The organism is Mycolicibacterium sp. SMGY-1XX (assembly GCF_059132455.1).
The window spans coordinates 3,772,834-3,789,125 of the sequence record NZ_CP101139.1 but is presented as its reverse complement, the minus strand read 5'-3'; the positions used below and the strand labels follow the sequence as shown (position 1 = coordinate 3,789,125).

Below are 16,292 nucleotides of genomic sequence, written 5' to 3'. Positions count from 1 at the left end.
ATCGTCTTTCTCTCAGCGTGCGGCGTTCGGTTGCGAGGCTACCGATGCCGAGGACGACGGGACCGTCGACGGCCGCTCGATGATGGTCGAGTTGGGTCCGCCGACGCGGTAACTCGCCCCCCGGTGTTCCTCGGGCAGCCGGTCGCCACGGCCGAACAGCTTGTTGCGCAACGACCCGGGCGCGTACTCCGTCTGATAGGCGCCGCGCTCGGTGAGCACCGGCACCACGTGGTCGATGAAATCGGCGAACGACCCGGGCGAGATTGCATAAGCCAGGTTGAAGCCGTCGACGTCGGTCTCGTCCACCCATTCCTGCAGCAGATCGGCGATCCGCTCGCCGGAGCCGACGAACCGCGGGCCGATGCCGCCGATCTTGCCCCAGTTGGCGATGTCGTTGACGGCCCATTCGCCGCCGTCGGGATCGGCGGACTGGAACGCCTTGACCGCCGACAGGATGGCGTTGGAGTCGACGTTGCCGATCGGTTCATCGAGGCCGTACCGCGACAGGTCGACACCCATCCAGCCGGACATGAAGGTCAACGCGCCTTCGGGGTCGCCGTAGGACAGGTATTCGGCGTGCTTGGCGTGCGCTGCTTCGTCGTTCTCGGCGGTGATCACGGTCGAGAGGTTGAAGATCTTCGCCGCGTACGGGTCGCGGCCGGCCAGTTCGAGCTCGCGGCGGATGGTGCTGACGTTCTCGCGCAGAATCGCCTTGGTGGGCGCGGCGGTGAAGATCGCCTCGGCGTTCTCGGCGGCGAACCGGACCCCGCGCGGCGAGGCCCCGGCCTGGAAGATCACCGGCGTGCGCTGCGGCGACGGCTCCGACAGGTGGATGCCCGGCACGCTGAAATGCTGGCCCTCGTGGCCGATGTGGTGCACCTTGTCCGGGTCGGTGAAGACACCACGTTCGCGGTCTCGGATCACCGCGTCGTCCTCCCACGACCCTTCCCACAGCTTGTAGAGCACCTCGAGGTACTCGTCGGCGTGGTCGTAGCGGGCATCGTGGGCCGGCTGGTCGGTCTGCCCCATGTTGCGGGCCGCAGCAGGGAGGTAGCCGGTGACGACGTTCCAGCCGACGCGGCCCTTGGTCAGGTGATCCAGCGTCGACACCCGTCGCGCGAACGGGTAGGGGTGCTCGAAGCCGGTCCCGGTGGTGATGCCGAAACCGAGGTGTTCGGTGACATAGGCCATGGCCGAGACCAGCATCAGGGGGTCGTTGACCGGCACCTGGGCGGCCTGCCGGATCGCGGCCTCGTCGCTGGCCCCGTAGATGTCGTAGGTGCCCAGCACGTCGGCGATGAACAGGCCGTCGAAGCGGCCCCGCTCCAAGAGCTTCGCCAACTCGGTCCAGTACGTCAGGTCTTTGTAACTCGCGGAGCGGTCATCGGGGTGCCGCCAGAGGCCGGGGGACTGGTGGGCCACGCAGTTCATGTCGAACGCGTTGAAGCGAATAGTGCGGGTCACTGGCAGCATCTTCGACGGCCTGCACCCGTTGGGCACGCCTTTGCTTCACCACGATTCGAAATGTCGGTGCGGTACGTCACACTGCTCTCATGGACTCAGTAGAACAGGCTGTCGCAGGTACGGGCCTGCTCGTCGCTGCCATCCGCGCACGCGAAAGCCTGCGTGCCGATCCGCTGTTCAGCGATCCGTATGCCGAACGTCTCGCCGGTCCGGCGGGCCGGCAGATGCTCGAGGCGGCGCTGGCGCAGTCCGGTGAGCAGTCCACCCTGCAGATCGTGGTGCGCACCCGGTTCTGGGACGAGGCGCTGCTGCGTGCGGTGCCCACCGCGCCTCAGGTGGTGCTGTGCGCGGCCGGAATGGATGCCAGAGCTTACCGGCTGGACTGGCCCGACGGCACAGTCATCGCGGCCAAAGCCGGCGCACTCGCCGGTGCGACACCGCGCGCCCGGCGGGTGACCCTCGAGGCGGACCTCACCGACGACGCCTGGACAACCGCGCTGCCCGGCACCGGTTTTGATCCGCAGACACCGAGTGTGTGGCTGATCGAAGGGCTGCTGCAGTATCTCGCCGAGCCGGCGGTGCAGACGCTGTTCGACCGTATCGACGCCTTGACCGCGCCGGGTTCCACGCTGCTGTACGACGTCGTCGGCCAGACGCTGCTGGAGGCGCCGGTCATGACGCCGTTGTTGAAAACGATGGCGGCACAAGGCTCGCCGTGGCTGTTCGGTTCCGACACACCTGGTGCGCTCGCCGAGCAGCGAGGGTGGCGAGCACAGGTGTTCGACATCGCGGAGGTGGGCAACCGCTGGAACCGGTGGTTCGCGTCGGTGGTGCCGATGGACGTACCAGGTGTGCCCCGCGGCTACTTCGTGGAGGCCCACAAGTGACGCGCGCATTCCGTGACCGGTTTCATGAGCTCGACGCAGACGTGTGGACCACGGCGTACCTGCCGGCCTGGAGTTCACGGGCAGAGGCTGCGGCTGCCTACACCACCGGGCCGGAAGGGCTCGACTTGTACATACCGGAAGATCATCCGTTGTGGTGTGCCGATCTGCACCCAACCCCGTTGCGGGTCTCCGGCTTTCAGAGCGTCAACCGGTCGGGACCCGTCGGGTCCACCGATGCGCCGCAGCCGTTCCGGGACGGGCAGGTGGTGCAGGAGGCGCAGCCCACTGTGCTGGGTTTCGCACCCCACTATGGCCGGGTCGCGGTGACGTGTTCGGCCACGCTGACACCCACCTCGATGTTCTCGGCGTGGATGGTGGGCCTGGAGGACACACCGGAACGCTGCGGCGAGATCTGCCTCATGGAGGTGTTCGGCAACACGGTCGTCGACGGCCGCGCCGCGGTCGGGCAGGGGATTCACCGGTTCCGTGACCCTGCGCTGCGTGAGGACTTCTCCGCCCCGACCCGTGATCTCGATATCGCCGACGAGCACACCTACGCCGTCGACTGGAGCCCAGGCCAGGTGCAGTTCAGCATCGACGGCACCGTCACCAGAACGGCTGACCAGGCGCCGGACTACCCGATGTTGTTGTTCCTGGCGGTCTTCGACTTCCCTGACGGGTCTGGTGACCCGGCGGTGCCGCACCTGAGGGTGTCGGAGGTCAGCGGATCGGGCCTCGGGCCCGGCACCGTGGTGCGAGGCTGAGTCAGGCGCGCGCCAGCATCCAGGCGGTGCCGTCGCTGACACCGGTGGCGAGTACGTTCAGCTCGGCGAAGGCCTGTTCCAATTCGCCGGCGCGCACCCGGAACGGCGTGGTCTCGGTGCCCGCCGCGCTGAGCGCGCTGATCGCCAGCAGACCGCCGGGCGCCAGTCGCGCTACGATCGCACCGTCCAACCGGGAGTCGCGGAACTTGTGGCAGACAACCACATTCGCTCGAGGACCCGCGGGCAGCCCGCCGTCGAGGTCGGCTTCGGTGAAGGTGCAGCGTTCGCCGACTCCGCACTCGGCGGCCAGGTCACGGGCCTGTGCGAGGGCCACCGCGGAGACGTCGACGCCGGTGACCGTCATGCCGCGCACCGCCAGCCAGACTGAGCTCAGGCCACGCCCACAGGCCAGTTCGAGCGCATGACCGTGCGATGGAAACTCGGCGGCATACGGGGCGAACACCGCTGGCAGGCTCACCTCGGCCGGTGTCGGGCGCGACAGTTGCGCGTACCGCTGATCCCAGCGTCGGCCGTCCGCGGCGGACATCAGCTGATGCTGAGGAAGGGGCTCATCACATCGCGGGCGAACTGGACGGCATTGACCGAGGGGTCGCCGTCGGGATAGCTCACCGTGGCCAGCACATTGCCGCCGGCATCGGCGAAGTTGCCGTCGGCGCGGTCCTGGTGGGTGGACGAGGTCACCAGGATGATGCCCGATGTACCTGCCTGCTTGGCCAGCGGCACCGAGAACTGGGCGTTCTGCACGGTGCTGTTGGCCCGGTCCTCGACGATGATCCGGTTGGCGGGAAAGCCCAACAGCGTCAGCATGTTTCGCATCTGGCCGGCTTCGGTGCGGCCGTTCTTCGGGTTCCCGCCGGTCACGATGATCGGGGATTGCGGAAAGAACTGTGCCACCGTCAGGCCGGTGAGCACGCGGGTGCGCAGGATGGGGCGCATCCTGCCGTCCGGTTCGAGGCCGTAACCGAGGATGACGATCGCCGGTCTGGTGAAATCCTTTCCTGCCGGCGCCAGAGCGGGGGGATCGGCCTGCGCCGGTGCCGCGGTGTGCCCGCCGAGTGCGACGGCCAGGGCCAGGGTGACGGCGCCGAGCAGGGTCCTGCAACGCCTGAGCCGTGTTGTGCGCACGTCATCCTCCGTAACTGTCGTCTTCGTAAACTGTCGTGACGGCAGGGGCGGATGTTACGGACGGGTCACGAGCGGGGTAGCAGCGAGATCTTCTGCCAGATCTTGTTCGACAGTTCCGTGGTCAGCGTCTCGATGGTGGAGACCGTCTCCAGGACCACGCTGTCGGTGCTGTGCTCAGCGCACAGGGCAGCGGTCTTGGCGGTGAGACTCAGCATCTCCGAGCAGTAGTTCAGGTAATGGTGAAGCTGGTCGGCGTCGAGACCGTGGCGCACACTCTGCGCGGTGGGTGTGTACGTGGGGCTGGCCTGCTCGGGGTCCTTGGAGAGCTGGTGCATGTCGATCACGTGGGCCAGTGAGCGCAGCCGGTGCAGCACCCGCAACAGCGAGCGGCGCTCCAGACGCTCGGGGAACGCCCACAGGAACACCACCGCGATCGCGGCGAACACCAGGTCGTTGATCACGCTTTCCACCAGCGGCACCCAGTCGGAGGTGTGCGCCAGGCCGTCGAGCACGGCGGTACGCAGGCCGAAGACCATGGCGATCACGGTGGCGGCGACGATGACGATGCTGGCGAACCGGGCGGTGACCGTCATGCGGCGAAGTCGCTGGCGCGACTGGCCGGCCTCGTTGCGCACCAGTTCCACCAGGTTGCCCAGGTCGCGCGCCGCTTTGGTCAGCCCCCGCTCCCCGAAACGGGCGTGGATCCGCCGCTCGAGTTGATCGACCGTCGACCTCACGTGATCAGCCGCCAGTTGGATCTGGTCGCCTTCCGGGCTGGTGCGTGTCACGTTCAGGCGCCGACGTAGGCGGCCAGGTGCTCGCCGGTCACGGTGGAACGGTCGGTGACGAGATCGGCGGGAGTGCCCTCGAACACCACCCGGCCACCGTCGTGCCCGGCGCCCGGGCCCAGATCGATGATCCAGTCGGCGTGTGCCATCACGGCCTGGTGGTGCTCGATCACGATGACGGATTTGCCGGCGTCGACCAGGCGGTCCAACAGGCCCAGCAGTTCGTCGACGTCGGCCAGGTGCAGGCCTGAGGTCGGCTCGTCCAGGAGGTAGATCGCGCTCGTGTCGGCGCCCTTGTCGCTGAGCCGGGTGGCCAGTTTGAGCCGCTGTCGCTCGCCGCCGGACAACGTGGTCAGGGGCTGGCCCAAACTCAGGTAACCCAGACCGACGTCGGCGAGGTTGGCCAGGATCTTGTGTGCCGCGGGAGTCCGAGAGTCACCCTCGGTGAAGAATCCGCCCGCATCGACCACCGACATCGCGAGGACCTCGCTGATGTCGCGCCCGGCCAACCGGTACTCCAACACCGACGCGTCGAAGCGACGGCCTTCGCACACCTCGCAGGTGCTGGCGACCCCGGCCAGGATCCCCAGATCGGTGTAGGTGACCCCGGCGCCGTTGCAATTCGGGCATGCGCCTTCGGAATTGGAGCTGAACAGCGCGGGTTTGACGCCGTTGGCCTTGGCGAACGCCTTGCGGATCGGGTCGAGCAGCCCGGTGTAGGTGGCCGGGTTGCTCCGCCGGGAACCACGGATCGGGGTCTGGTCGACGGTCACCACACCGTCGCGTCCGGCGACCGACCCACCGATCAGCGAGCTCTTGCCCGAACCGGCCACCCCGGTGACCACCACCAGCACGCCGAGTGGGATGTCCACGTCGACATCGCGCAGGTTGTGGGTGTCGGCGCCGCGTATCTGGAATGCTCCGGACGAGGCGCGGACCTGTTCCTTGAGCGCGGCGCGGTCGTCGAGATGCCGACCGGTCAGCGTCCCACTGCTGCGAAGCTCCTCGATGGTGCCCTCGAACACCACCTGGCCGCCTTCGGTACCTGCGCCGGGGCCCAGGTCCACGATGTGGTCGGCGATCATGATCGCTTCCGGTTTGTGTTCGACGACCAGCACAGTGTTGCCTTTGTCGCGTAACTGCAGCAGCAGATCGTTCATCCGGGCGATGTCATGGGGGTGCAGCCCGATGGTCGGTTCGTCGAAGACGTAGGTGACATCGGTGAGCGCGGAACCGAGATGACGAATCATCTTGACGCGCTGAGCTTCTCCGCCCGACAACGTGCCCGACGGCCGCTCCAGGGCCAGGTAGCCGAGCCCGATCTCGACGAACGAGTCCAACGTGTGCTGCAGCGAGCCCAACAGCGGTGCCACCGAGGACACCCCTTCACCCGAGGCCAGATCGGTGACCCAGTTCGCCAGGTCGCTGATCTGCATGGCACACAATTCGGCGATGTTCCTGCCGTTGACGGTCGAGGACCGGGCTTCCTCGGTCAGGCGGGTGCCGTCGCAGTCGGGGCAGGTGGTGAAGGTGACCGCCCGTTCGACGAACGCCCGGACATGAGGCTGCATGGCCTCGACGTCCTTGCTCAGGTAGGACTTTCTGATCTGCGGGATCAGCCCCAGGTAGGTGAGGTTGACGCCGTCGATCTTGAGCTTGGTCGCCTCTTTGTGCAGCAGGGCGTCCAGTTCCTTCGCGGTGAAGGTGTTGATCGGCTTGTCGCAGTCGAAGAAGCCGCAGCCGTTGAAGATCCGGCCATACCAGCCTTCCATGGTGAAACCGGGGATGGTCAGTGCGCCCTCGTTCAACGACTTCGTGTCGTCGTACAGGGCCGCCAGGTTGATGTCCGAGACCGAACCGCGACCTTCGCAGCGCGGGCACATACCACCGGTGATGGCGAAATCGCGCCGTTCCCTGACCGTCCTGCCGCCCCGTTCGAACGTCACCGCACCGGCACCGCTGACAGAGGCCACGTTGAACGAGAACGCCTGTGGGGAACCGATATGCGGCGTGCCCAACCGGCTGAACAGGATCCTGAGCATGGCCCCGACGTCGGTGGCGGTGCCCACGGTGGAGCGCGGATCGGCACCCATCCGCTGCTGATCGACGATGATGGCCGTCGTCAACCCCTCGAGGACGTCGACGTCCGGGCGTGCCAACGTCGGCATGAATCCCTGCACGAATGCGCTGTAGGTCTCGTTGACCAGCCGCTGCGATTCGGCGGCGATGGTGCTGAACACCAACGAGCTCTTCCCGGAACCGGACACTCCGGTGAAGACCGTGAGCCGGCGTTTCGGTAATTCGATGCTGACGTCTTTGAGGTTGTTCTCGCGGGCGCCGGTGACCCTGATCAGGTCATGGCTGTCGGCGGGTGTTCCCATGGTCAGGGTCGCTCCTGGACGTTCTCGGCGGAATCGGCCTGCAGCGGCTCGAAGGCGCTGTCGAGGTCCTCGGTCGCGAGCACGATCGTGTCACAGGTGTTGCAAACGAGTCGATACCCTGGGCGCTGTGGACGCACGCGATTATCGGGTGGGCAATGCCGAGCGTGAGCACGTGGCGGGTCTGTTGCAGCGAGCTGTCGGTGAGGGCATGATCACCCTCGACGAGTTCAGTGACCGAATGGGCGCCGCGATGGCGGCCAGGACCCGAGGCGAACTCGGGGTGCTGGTGGAGGATCTGCCGGGTATGGAACTCCCGGTCGGTCCGCCCGGCCCACAGTCCTTGATCCCGGTCCCGTCGTCAGCGGAGGCGTTGCCGCTGAAGGTCACCATGTCCTCGATCAATCGCAGCGGCCGCTGGCAGGTGCCCGAACGGGTGGCGGTGCGGTCCCGGTTCTCCAACGTGGTACTGGACTTCACGAAGGCGGAGATCCGGACTCCGGTCTTGACACTCGAGATCGACGACATCTGCAGTAGTACCGACATCGTGGTGCCCGACGATTTCACCGCCGACCTCAACGGCCTGCAATGCCTTGGCAGCAGCGCCGGCTCCCGGGTGGGTTCGGCTCCTCCCGCCGGGCGGGTGCACATTGTGGTGCGGGGCAAGGTTAGGTTCGGCGCGCTCACCGTCAAGCATCCGTTCGGTGCGTGGTTCCGCAGGAACCTGGGATGAGTGAATGACCTTGCGCGCGTGGGCAATCGCGCGTGGTACCGGTCACAGGGGCGTGCGTCTCTAGACTGGCCGGTGTGTATCGCGGTACCTATCAAGCGCCCCCGGGGCTGCTGCGCGTCGAGGAGTGTCTGGATGCCGACGGCGGCATCGTGTTGCCTCCCGGTGTCACCCTGCTGTCGCTGATCGAGCGCAACATCGCCAATGTCGGGGACTCGGTCGCCTACCGATATCTGGACTACACCGTCTCCGAGGACGGACATGCCCACGAATTGACCTGGGCCCAGCTCGGTGAACGGTTGCGTGCCATCGCCGCTCGTGTGCAGCGGCTCACCGGCCGCGGCGAACGGGTGGCCATTCTCGCGCCACAGGGGGTCGACTACGTCGCCGCGTTCTTCGCCACGGTCAAGGCGGGCAACATCGCGGTGCCCTTGTTCGCGCCCGAGCTTCCCGGCCACGCAGAACGACTCGACACCGCCTTGCGGGATGCCCGGCCGACCGTGGTCCTCACCACCACCGCGGCTGCCGCCTCGGTCACCGAGTTCTTGCACAGGTCACTCGCACCCGAGGAACGACCGCAGGTGGTGGCCGTCGACCAGATTCCCGACGAGGAAGGAGACTCGTTCGCGCACATCGAGATCGACGTGGACGACATCTCACATCTGCAGTACACCTCGGGGTCCACCCGCCCTCCGGTCGGCGTGGAGATCACCCACCGTGCGGTGGGCACCAACCTGCTCCAGATGATCCTCTCGATCGATCTCCTGGACCGGAACACCCACGGTGTCAGCTGGTTACCGCTCTACCACGACATGGGCCTGTCCATGATCGGCTTCCCAGCGGTCTACGGCGGGCACTCCACGCTGATGTCACCGACGGCGTTCCTGCGCCGGCCGCTGCGCTGGATCAACGCCCTGGCCGCCGAGTCCCGCGACGCCCGGGTGGTCACCGCCGCACCGAACTTCGCCTACCAGTGGGCCGCCCAGCGCGGCCGGCCCGATCCCGGGTCCGACACCGACCCCGAGAAGATCGACCTCGCGAAGGTGGTGCTGATCATCGGATCCGAACCGGTGAGCGTCGAAGCCATCGAGGAGTTCACCACCGCATTCGCGCCGTTCGGTCTGCCGCGCACGGCGTTCAAACCGTCCTACGGCATCGCCGAGGCGACGCTGTTCGTCTCGACCATCGGGCCTGCCGATGAGCCCACGGTGACCTACTTCGACCGGCGAGCCCTGGAAACCGGCCGGGTCGAGGTTGTCCCCGCGGGAGACCCGCACGCGGTCGCGCACGTCGCCTGCGGCCGTGTGGCGCGCAGCCAGTGGGCGGTGATCGTCGACACCGCCAGTGCGCGTGAGGTTCCCGACGGTGAGGTGGGGGAGATCTGGCTGCACGGCAACAACGTCGGCCGTGGTTACTGGAACAGGCCGAGCGAGACAGCCGCCACATTCAACGCCGAACTGCGGGGGGTTCTCGACGAGGGCAGCCACGCCGGAGGGGCGCCGGCAGGGGCCAGGTGGTTGCGCACCGGTGACCTCGGGGTGTACCGCGACGGCCAGCTCTACGTCACCGGCCGCGGTGCCGATGTGATGACGATCGACGGTCGCCAGATCTACCCGCAGCATGTGGAGGGCACCGCGGCCGATGCCTCGGCGATGGTTCGGCGGGGGTACGCCGCCGCGTTCGCGGTACCGGCCGGCGACGCCGGGCAGCACCTGGTCGTGGTCGCCGAACGGGCCGCCGGCACCGCTCGTGCCGACGCCGCACCGGCGCTGCGGGCGGTCCGTGCCGCGATCATGGCGGACTACGCGGTACCCGAGGTCGACGTGCGGCTGGTACCCGCCGGCGCCCTCCCGCGCACCACCAGTGGCAAGTTGGCTCGGCGTGCGTGCCGCGCTGACTATCTCGCGGGCACCTGGGGTACCCCCGGCGTGTGCGCCCCCGAGTGACCGTTGTCCGCTGGACGGGTGACGTATATTTCGTGACACCTCACAACGCTCCAGCAGACGGGCATGGTGGATCGGACCGACCGCCTAGAGGAGAGTCCAGACGCTTCCCCGAGAGGATGGCCAGGTGAGCTCAGCGGGGACTGATCCGCTGCCGTCGAGCCCGACCGATGCTGCGGTGTTCGGTGCCGACCCCGCAGTCGGCGGCGACCTTGCCCGGGTGGACTGGGCGCAGACGCCGCTCGGGCCGCCGGCGCAATGGCCGCAGAGTCTGCAGACCGCCGTCAGCATCCTGTTGTCGTCGCGGTTCTCCATGTGGATGGCGTGGGGGCCGGAGCTCACGTTCTTCTGCAACGACGCCTACCGGCGGGACACCCTGGCCAGCAAGTATCCGTGGGCGCTGGGCCGGCCGGCCCGGGAGGTCTGGGCCGAGATCTGGGGTGACATCGGTCCGCGCATCGAACGGGTGCTGGCCACCGAGCAAGCCACCTGGGATGCCGCGCTACTGCTGTTCCTGCAGCGCTCGGGATACACCGAGGAGTCCTACCACACCTTCTCCTACAGCCCGTTACGCGACGACGCCGGGCAGGTGGTGGGTTTCCTCTGCGTGGTCAGCGAGGACACCGAGCGGGTCATCAGCGAGCGCCGGATGACGACGCTGCGGGACCTGGGCGCCGAACCCAGCGTGATGATCTCCGAAGAGGAGATGCTCGCCGCGGCGGCGCGGCGGCTCGGGCTCAATCTGCGCGACCTTCCCTTCACCTTGACCTACCTGTTCGACGACGAGGGCGCCCGACTCGCGGCCGCCAGCGGTATCGCAGCCGGCCACCCGGCGGCGCCCGAACTGCTGGCCTCCGGGGACGCCGACCCCTGGCCGGTCGAGGCGGTCAGGCACGGTGAGAGTGTGGTGGTGGACCTCGACGGTGAACTGTTCACCGAGCTGCCCTCAGGCGAGTGGGACGAACCACCCTTGCAGGCGTTGATGGTTCCGCTGTTGCAGCAGGGCACCGCGCCGGCGGGTTTCCTGGTGGCGGCGCTGAACCGGTACCGCCCGCTCGACGAGACGTACCGGGGTTTCGTCGAATTGGTGGCCGGCCACCTGGCCGCCGAGATCGGCAGTGCCCGCAGCTTCCGCAGCCAGCAGCGGCGCGCCGAAGAGCTCGCCGAACTCGACCGGGCCAAGACCACCTTCTTCTCCAACATCAGCCACGAGTTCCGTACGCCGCTGACCCTGATCATGGGCCCGGTCAACGACCTGCTCGACAGAGTCGACGGCACGGACGAGGCGGCTCGCCGAGAGCTGGAGGTCGTTCAGCGCAACGGGTTGAGACTGACCAAACTCGTCAATACGCTGCTGGACTTCTCCCGCATCGAGGCCGGGCGCATGCAGGCCAGTTTCGAGCCCGTGGACCTGGCGGCCGTGACCGCCGAGCTGGCCAGCGTCTTCCGCTCGGCGATCGACCGCGCCGGCCTCGAGCTGGTGGTCGACTGCGATCCCCTCGACGACCCGGTGTACCTCGACCGCGACATGTGGGAGAAGGTGGTGCTCAACCTGTTGTCCAACGCGTTGAAGTTCACCTTCGACGGTTCCATCACCGTCAGTGTCCGCCGGGACGCGGCCAACGCTGTGATCACGGTGGCGGACACCGGGATCGGTGTACCCCTGGCCGAGCAGCCCCGGCTGTTCGAACGGTTCCACCGGATCGAGAACGCACGAGCCCGGTCCAACGAGGGCAGCGGGATCGGCTTGGCGTTGGTCAGGGAACTGGTGAACCTGCATGGCGGCACCATCGTCGCCGAGAGCGTCGAGGGCGCGGGGACCACGTTCATCATCCGGCTGCCGTTCGGCAGCGCCCACCTGCCGCCGGGATCACTCGTGCCGGGAAGCGCCACCAGGGCGCTGTCGTTGGCGGCGGACCCTTATGTGCATGAGGCGCTGCGGTGGCTGCCCTCGGGTGTTGACGGTGCGGCCCCCGATGGTCCGCAGGTGCTGGATCCCACCTACGCACCTGCCGGCGCAACCGGCCCGGCGGCCCGTGTGCTGATCGCCGACGACAACGCGGACATGCGCGAGTACCTGGCCCGCCTGCTCGGTGGTGCCGGATACGACGTGTCGCTGGCCGCGGATGGACAGGAGGCGCTCGAGACCATCCGTGCGGACCAGCCCGACCTCGTGGTCAGCGACGTCATGATGCCGCGGCTGGACGGTCTGGGGTTGGTGGCCGCACTGCGCACCGATTCGCGCACCGCGGCGGTGCCGGTGCTGCTGCTGTCGGCGCGTGCCGGGCAGGAGGCGTCGATCGAAGGCCTGCACGCCGGCGCCGACGACTACCTCGTGAAGCCCTTCGCCGCAGCCGAATTGCTGGCGCGGGTGCGGGCCAACGTCGAGTTGGCGCGACTGCGCAACCATCACGCACGGTGGCGGACGGCGCTCGTCGAATCCCTGCAGGAGGCGTTCTTCGTCTGCGACGAGGACGGCGCCGTCATCGAGATGAACGCGGCTTTCAGTGAGATTCTCGGGTACGGGCCGGAAGGGTTGCCGTACCCCGCGATTCACCCCTGGTGGCCGGATGCCGAGACGGATCAGAAGGCGCACCAGCAGGTGGCCCGTGCGTTCGCCGGCCTGTTGGGCCGTCCCCACGGTGAATACACGGTTCCAGTCACCCACCGGGACGGGCACCGGTTGTGGGTCTCCTTCACGTTCAACCACGCCGCCGACCCCGACACCGGCCGCCAGGTCACTGTCGGCACCCTGCGCGACGTCACCGCTGAGCACTACATGGTGCAACGCCAGACTGTCCTCGCCGAGCTGAATCAGCAACTGGCGCAGGCGGATACGGTGGACGAGGCCTTGCTCGCGGCGGCTGGGGAGCTGTGCGGGCTGTGGCAGGCGCACCACGTGCTCGCAGTGGTGTTCGCCGGTGCGGAAACCCCGGTGGTGCTGGGTTCGGGTGAGGTCGCGGAATGGCCGGAGCTGCCCTCGTGGGTGCGCGACCAGATCACGGCGCTGCGCGACGGCGAACTGCTGAGTGCGTACGTCGCCGAGCCGGGTTACGCGGGAATCGCCTTGCACCATCCGCGCGGGGTGGTGGTGGCGTGGATCCAGCTGTCCGAACCGCGCAAGCTCAGCCCCGAGGACCAGACGCTGTTGACGGTGGTGGCGGGCCGGCTGGGGCAGGGGCTGCAGCGGGTGCACCAGCTCGATCAGCAGCGCGAGACCGCGGTGGCGCTCCAGCACGCGATGCTGGGCCCGGATTTGCTGCCCCGGGGAATTGCGGTGCGGTACCAGCCGGCATCGAGCCCGTTGCAGGTCGGTGGCGACTGGTACGACGTGGTGGACCTCGATGATGGCCGGGTCGGGTTGATCGTCGGTGATTGTGTGGGTCACGGTCTGACCGCTGCGACGGTGATGGGCCAACTGCGTAGTGCGTGCCGGGCGCTGCTGCTGGAGCAGCCGAGTCCCGCAGCCGCGCTGGCCGGGCTCGACCGGTTCGCCGCCCGGCTCCCGGGTGCGGCGTGCACCACCGCGTTCTGCGCGGTGCTCTCACCGGATACCGGCGAACTGGTCTACTCGAGCGCGGGCCACCCGCCGCCGATCCTGGTTCATGCCGACCGCCGGATCGCGCTGCTGGAGGATGCCCGAACGATTCCGATCGGTGTCCGGCAGGACTGGTCACGGCCGGAGGGCAGTGTGGTGATGCCCGCACGGTCGACGCTGCTGCTCTATACCGACGGGCTGGTCGAGCGACGCCGGGATCCTCTCGACCATGGGATCACCCGGGCCGCCGGCCTGGTGCAGGAGGGTCGTGCGCTGGCACTCGAGGACCTGTCCAGCCGCATCATGGACCGTCTGGCACCCGATGGCGGTTACCAGGACGATGTCGCGATGCTGCTCTACCGGCAGCCGGCGCCGCTGCAGCTGGGATTCCCCGCTGATGTGAGCCACCTGGCCCGCACCCGTGGTGAGCTCAGGAGTTGGCTGGGCCGGGCGGGTATCGCAGGGGAGCAGGCCCAGAACGTTCTCATCGCGGTGGGCGAGGCGGTGGCCAACGCCATCGAGCACGGACACCGCAACAGCCCGGGCGGCCTGGTCACGTTGAGCGCCAGCGCGTTCGTCGACCAGCTGCATCTGTCCATCGTCGACACCGGGATGTGGAAGACCGCCCGCCCGGGTGCCGACATCACCCGGGGCCGCGGGGTGACCTTGATGCACGCCCTCATGGATGATGTGTCCATTCAGTCCGACGAGGGCGGAACGACCGTCCACTTGTACGCGAGGATTGGCTCATGACCACGCCTCTGTCACTCGACACCAGGCGTCGAGACGATGGGACGTTCGCCGTGGTGGCGACCGGAGAGATCGACCTGAGCAATGTCGGCAGATTCACCGAGGCGCTCAACACCGCGATCGCCGGTGCGGTGGATTCGACGCCGGTCACGGTGGACCTGAGCGCGGTCGAGTATCTGGACAGCGGCGCCATCAGCGTGCTGTTCGACCGCAGTGGCAGCGTCCGGGTGATCGCCAATCCGATTCTGATCCCGGTGCTCAACATCAGCGGCCTTGCCGACCTGACGTCAGTGGAACCGCCGCCTGCTCAGGGCTGACCTCGCGCCTCTTCGGTCCTCGGCTGTGCGGCCGGTCGTCAGAACATGCTGACGATGACCGCGATCCCGGCGGCGACGAACAACGCCACAAAAAGCACGACCGCGACCAGCGTGATGACGCTGGTCGCGGTCACCTTCCGTCGTGGACGAGGTTCGGGCTCACCCAGCCCGGAGGTCTGCGCCGAATCCGGGGGTGTGGACCCGGGAGTGACGCCTCCACCCGGTTCTAGATCGGGTGTGGCGGCCGGATCGGGGTCCGGCGGTGTGGCGGTGGGAGGCGGCTTGTCTTGGTTCTCGCTGGGCACCGAAACCGCATACCCTCGTGGGCCGCACTCACACCGCTGCCGCCAGCGGCGCCGCTCAGTAGTTGGAGCAGCTGCCGGCGACCTGGTTGATCAGGCCGGTGTAGCTCTCCAGGGCGGGGTAGGCCTGGATCTGGGCGATCATCGCCCGGCGTCCGTCCGGCGGGGAGGCCACGAGCTGCTGCAGCCACGACGTGGCCACCGGGCTCGAGGACAACTGGCCGGCCGCCTCGGGTGACTGGGCGTTGAGCGCAGCCATCACCTGCGGGTAGGTGCAGGTCGAGTTCACGATCGTCTCGACATCGGGTGAGGCGGCCGCGATACCGCTACCGGCGGCCAGGGCCATCAGTGCGCCACCGGAACAGACGATCATTCGCTTCATCAAAGACATTCCCCGTATACCTTTCGTAACCGCCGCCCCTGGCGGGGTGAGTTTGACCTGCTGACACTGTTATCGCCACGGTAGCAGCCTTTGTTAGCTGATCTCGGGACGAAATTCGGTACGGCCGTACCGGTGAACCTCACCCTGCGGTCACAGGTAGGGGTCAGCCCAGGCGCTGATGATCCGCGCGGCGCGGGCAGCCTGGTTCTTACCGGTGAGGAGGTGGTCGGCGCCTTCCAGCGAGACAAAGCTGCGGGGATGCCGGGCAGTGCGGAAGATCTCACTGGCGTTGGCGATCCCGACGGTGTTGTCCGTCGGCGAATGCATCACCAACAGCGCCCGGCGCAGGGTGCGGATCCGCTCCCGGAGGTCGGCGGCCCGGACGTCCTCGATGAAATGGCGTTTGAGGGTCAGCGCCTTCCCGCCCACCAGGAAGGGCGCCTCGCCGTCCTCCTCGATCCGGTGCAGCAGGGCGTCGTAGTTGTGTTCCACATGCGCCGGGTCGTACGGCGCCCCGACGCTGGCCACCGCGGCCACCGTCGGGCACTCGTGTGCGGCGGCGATCACCGCGGCCCCGCCGAACGAATGCCCGACAAGCAGGCGCACCTCTCGGCCGGAGTCGTTCATGAACTGCACAGCCTGAACCGTGTCGGCCACCTTGTGGGAGAAGGACCCGTCACCCCAGTCGCCCTCGGAATGGCCGAGGCCCAGATTGTCGAACCGCAACATTCCGATGCCCTCGGCGGCGAGCTGCTTGCAGATGCGCGCCGCGGCCGGGCAGTCCTTGCCGAGCGTGAAGCCGTGGGCGAAGACTCCCCAACCGCGCACCTCGCGCTCCGGCAGGTCGATCAGCCCGGCCAGCGTGGGTCCGGTGGTGCTCGGGAACGTCACACGCTCAGCCAC

14 protein-coding genes are annotated in these 16,292 nt (G+C 67.8%); 6 read left to right on the top strand and 8 right to left on the bottom strand.

The window, feature by feature from the left end; all coding sequences use genetic code 11:
• Positions 1 to 12 precede the first annotated feature (12 nt).
• Complete coding sequence (locus NL241_RS18310) at positions 13 to 1,464, bottom strand: LLM class flavin-dependent oxidoreductase (RefSeq protein ID WP_494394640.1); 1,452 nt, start codon at positions 1,462 to 1,464, stop codon at positions 13 to 15.
• Between the two features lie 89 nt (positions 1,465 to 1,553).
• Here NL241_RS18310 and NL241_RS18305 point away from each other — a divergent pair, with 89 nt between their 5' ends.
• Positions 1,554 to 2,351 carry an SAM-dependent methyltransferase gene (locus NL241_RS18305; RefSeq protein ID WP_494394639.1) on the top strand — a complete coding sequence of 266 codons (798 nt, stop codon included), beginning with the start codon at positions 1,554 to 1,556 and terminating at the stop codon, positions 2,349 to 2,351.
• Positions 2,348 to 3,115, top strand: coding sequence for a glycoside hydrolase family 16 protein (locus NL241_RS18300; RefSeq protein WP_494394638.1), 768 nt, complete (start codon positions 2,348 to 2,350; stop codon positions 3,113 to 3,115). Before NL241_RS18305 ends, NL241_RS18300 begins: the two co-directional genes overlap by 4 nt.
• A 1-nt stretch (position 3,116) precedes the next feature.
• On the opposite strand, the gene NL241_RS18295 is transcribed toward NL241_RS18300, so the two are convergent.
• The 4 genes from NL241_RS18295 to NL241_RS18280 all read right to left on the bottom strand — a co-directional run bounded on the left by NL241_RS18295 (position 3,117) and on the right by NL241_RS18280 (position 7,430).
• Positions 3,117 to 3,662 carry a class I SAM-dependent methyltransferase gene (locus NL241_RS18295; protein WP_487695551.1) on the bottom strand — a complete coding sequence of 182 codons (546 nt, stop codon included), beginning with the start codon at positions 3,660 to 3,662 and terminating at the stop codon, positions 3,117 to 3,119.
• On the bottom strand, positions 3,662 to 4,261 hold the full coding sequence (locus tag NL241_RS18290; protein ID WP_487695553.1) for a YdcF family protein: 600 nt from the start codon (positions 4,259 to 4,261) through the stop codon (positions 3,662 to 3,664). The genes NL241_RS18295 and NL241_RS18290 overlap by 1 nt, the downstream gene beginning before the upstream one ends.
• A gap of 65 nt (positions 4,262 to 4,326) precedes the next feature.
• The gene (locus tag NL241_RS18285) at positions 4,327 to 5,049 is read right to left on the bottom strand and encodes a hypothetical protein (RefSeq protein ID WP_494394637.1); all 723 of its coding nucleotides are present in this window, start codon (positions 5,047 to 5,049) and stop codon (positions 4,327 to 4,329) included.
• A 2-nt stretch (positions 5,050 to 5,051) separates the two neighbouring features.
• Complete coding sequence (locus tag NL241_RS18280; protein ID WP_494394636.1) at positions 5,052 to 7,430, bottom strand: ATP-binding cassette domain-containing protein; 2,379 nt, start codon at positions 7,428 to 7,430, stop codon at positions 5,052 to 5,054.
• Between the two features lie 127 nt (positions 7,431 to 7,557).
• Between NL241_RS18280 and NL241_RS18275 the strand changes: the two genes are divergently transcribed.
• The 4 genes from NL241_RS18275 to NL241_RS18260 all read left to right on the top strand — a co-directional run bounded on the left by NL241_RS18275 (position 7,558) and on the right by NL241_RS18260 (position 14,705).
• Positions 7,558 to 8,160 (top strand): DUF1707 SHOCT-like domain-containing protein, encoded by a 603-nt coding sequence (locus NL241_RS18275; protein WP_487695559.1) that lies wholly within the window; start codon positions 7,558 to 7,560, stop codon positions 8,158 to 8,160.
• 74 nt (positions 8,161 to 8,234) lie between these two features.
• Entirely contained in the window at positions 8,235 to 10,103 is a 1,869-nt protein-coding gene (locus tag NL241_RS18270; RefSeq protein WP_494394635.1) for a fatty acyl-AMP ligase, read from the top strand.
• 124 nt (positions 10,104 to 10,227) lie between these two features.
• Entirely contained in the window at positions 10,228 to 14,391 is a 4,164-nt protein-coding gene (locus NL241_RS18265) for a SpoIIE family protein phosphatase (RefSeq protein ID WP_487695561.1), read from the top strand.
• Positions 14,388 to 14,705 (top strand): STAS domain-containing protein, encoded by a 318-nt coding sequence (locus tag NL241_RS18260; RefSeq protein ID WP_487695562.1) that lies wholly within the window; start codon positions 14,388 to 14,390, stop codon positions 14,703 to 14,705. The genes NL241_RS18265 and NL241_RS18260 overlap by 4 nt, the downstream gene beginning before the upstream one ends.
• Before the next feature lie 38 nt (positions 14,706 to 14,743).
• On the opposite strand, the gene NL241_RS18255 is transcribed toward NL241_RS18260, so the two are convergent.
• The 3 genes from NL241_RS18255 to NL241_RS18245 form a co-directional block, all read right to left on the bottom strand.
• Entirely contained in the window at positions 14,744 to 15,010 is a 267-nt protein-coding gene (locus tag NL241_RS18255; RefSeq protein ID WP_487695564.1) for a DUF6480 family protein, read from the bottom strand.
• Positions 15,011 to 15,065: 55 nt separating this feature from the next.
• Positions 15,066 to 15,389, bottom strand: coding sequence for a hemophore-related protein (locus NL241_RS18250; protein ID WP_487695566.1), 324 nt, complete (start codon positions 15,387 to 15,389; stop codon positions 15,066 to 15,068).
• Positions 15,390 to 15,539: 150 nt separating this feature from the next.
• Positions 15,540 to 16,292, bottom strand: coding sequence for an alpha/beta hydrolase family protein (locus tag NL241_RS18245; RefSeq protein WP_487695568.1), 753 nt, complete (start codon positions 16,290 to 16,292; stop codon positions 15,540 to 15,542).

What these genes read in the sequence shown, in the direction of transcription:
- NL241_RS18250 (WP_487695566.1), bottom strand. Translation starts at nt 15,389, where the DNA reads ATGAAGCGAATGATCGTCTGTTCCGGTGGCGCACTGATGGCCCTGGCC.
- NL241_RS18280 (WP_494394636.1), bottom strand. Translation starts at nt 7,430, where the DNA reads ATGGGAACACCCGCCGACAGCCATGACCTGATCAGGGTCACCGGCGCC.
- NL241_RS18260 (WP_487695562.1), top strand. Translation starts at nt 14,388, where the DNA reads ATGACCACGCCTCTGTCACTCGACACCAGGCGTCGAGACGATGGGACG.
- NL241_RS18295 (WP_487695551.1), bottom strand. Translation starts at nt 3,662, where the DNA reads ATGTCCGCCGCGGACGGCCGACGCTGGGATCAGCGGTACGCGCAACTG.
- NL241_RS18305 (WP_494394639.1), top strand. Translation starts at nt 1,554, where the DNA reads ATGGACTCAGTAGAACAGGCTGTCGCAGGTACGGGCCTGCTCGTCGCT.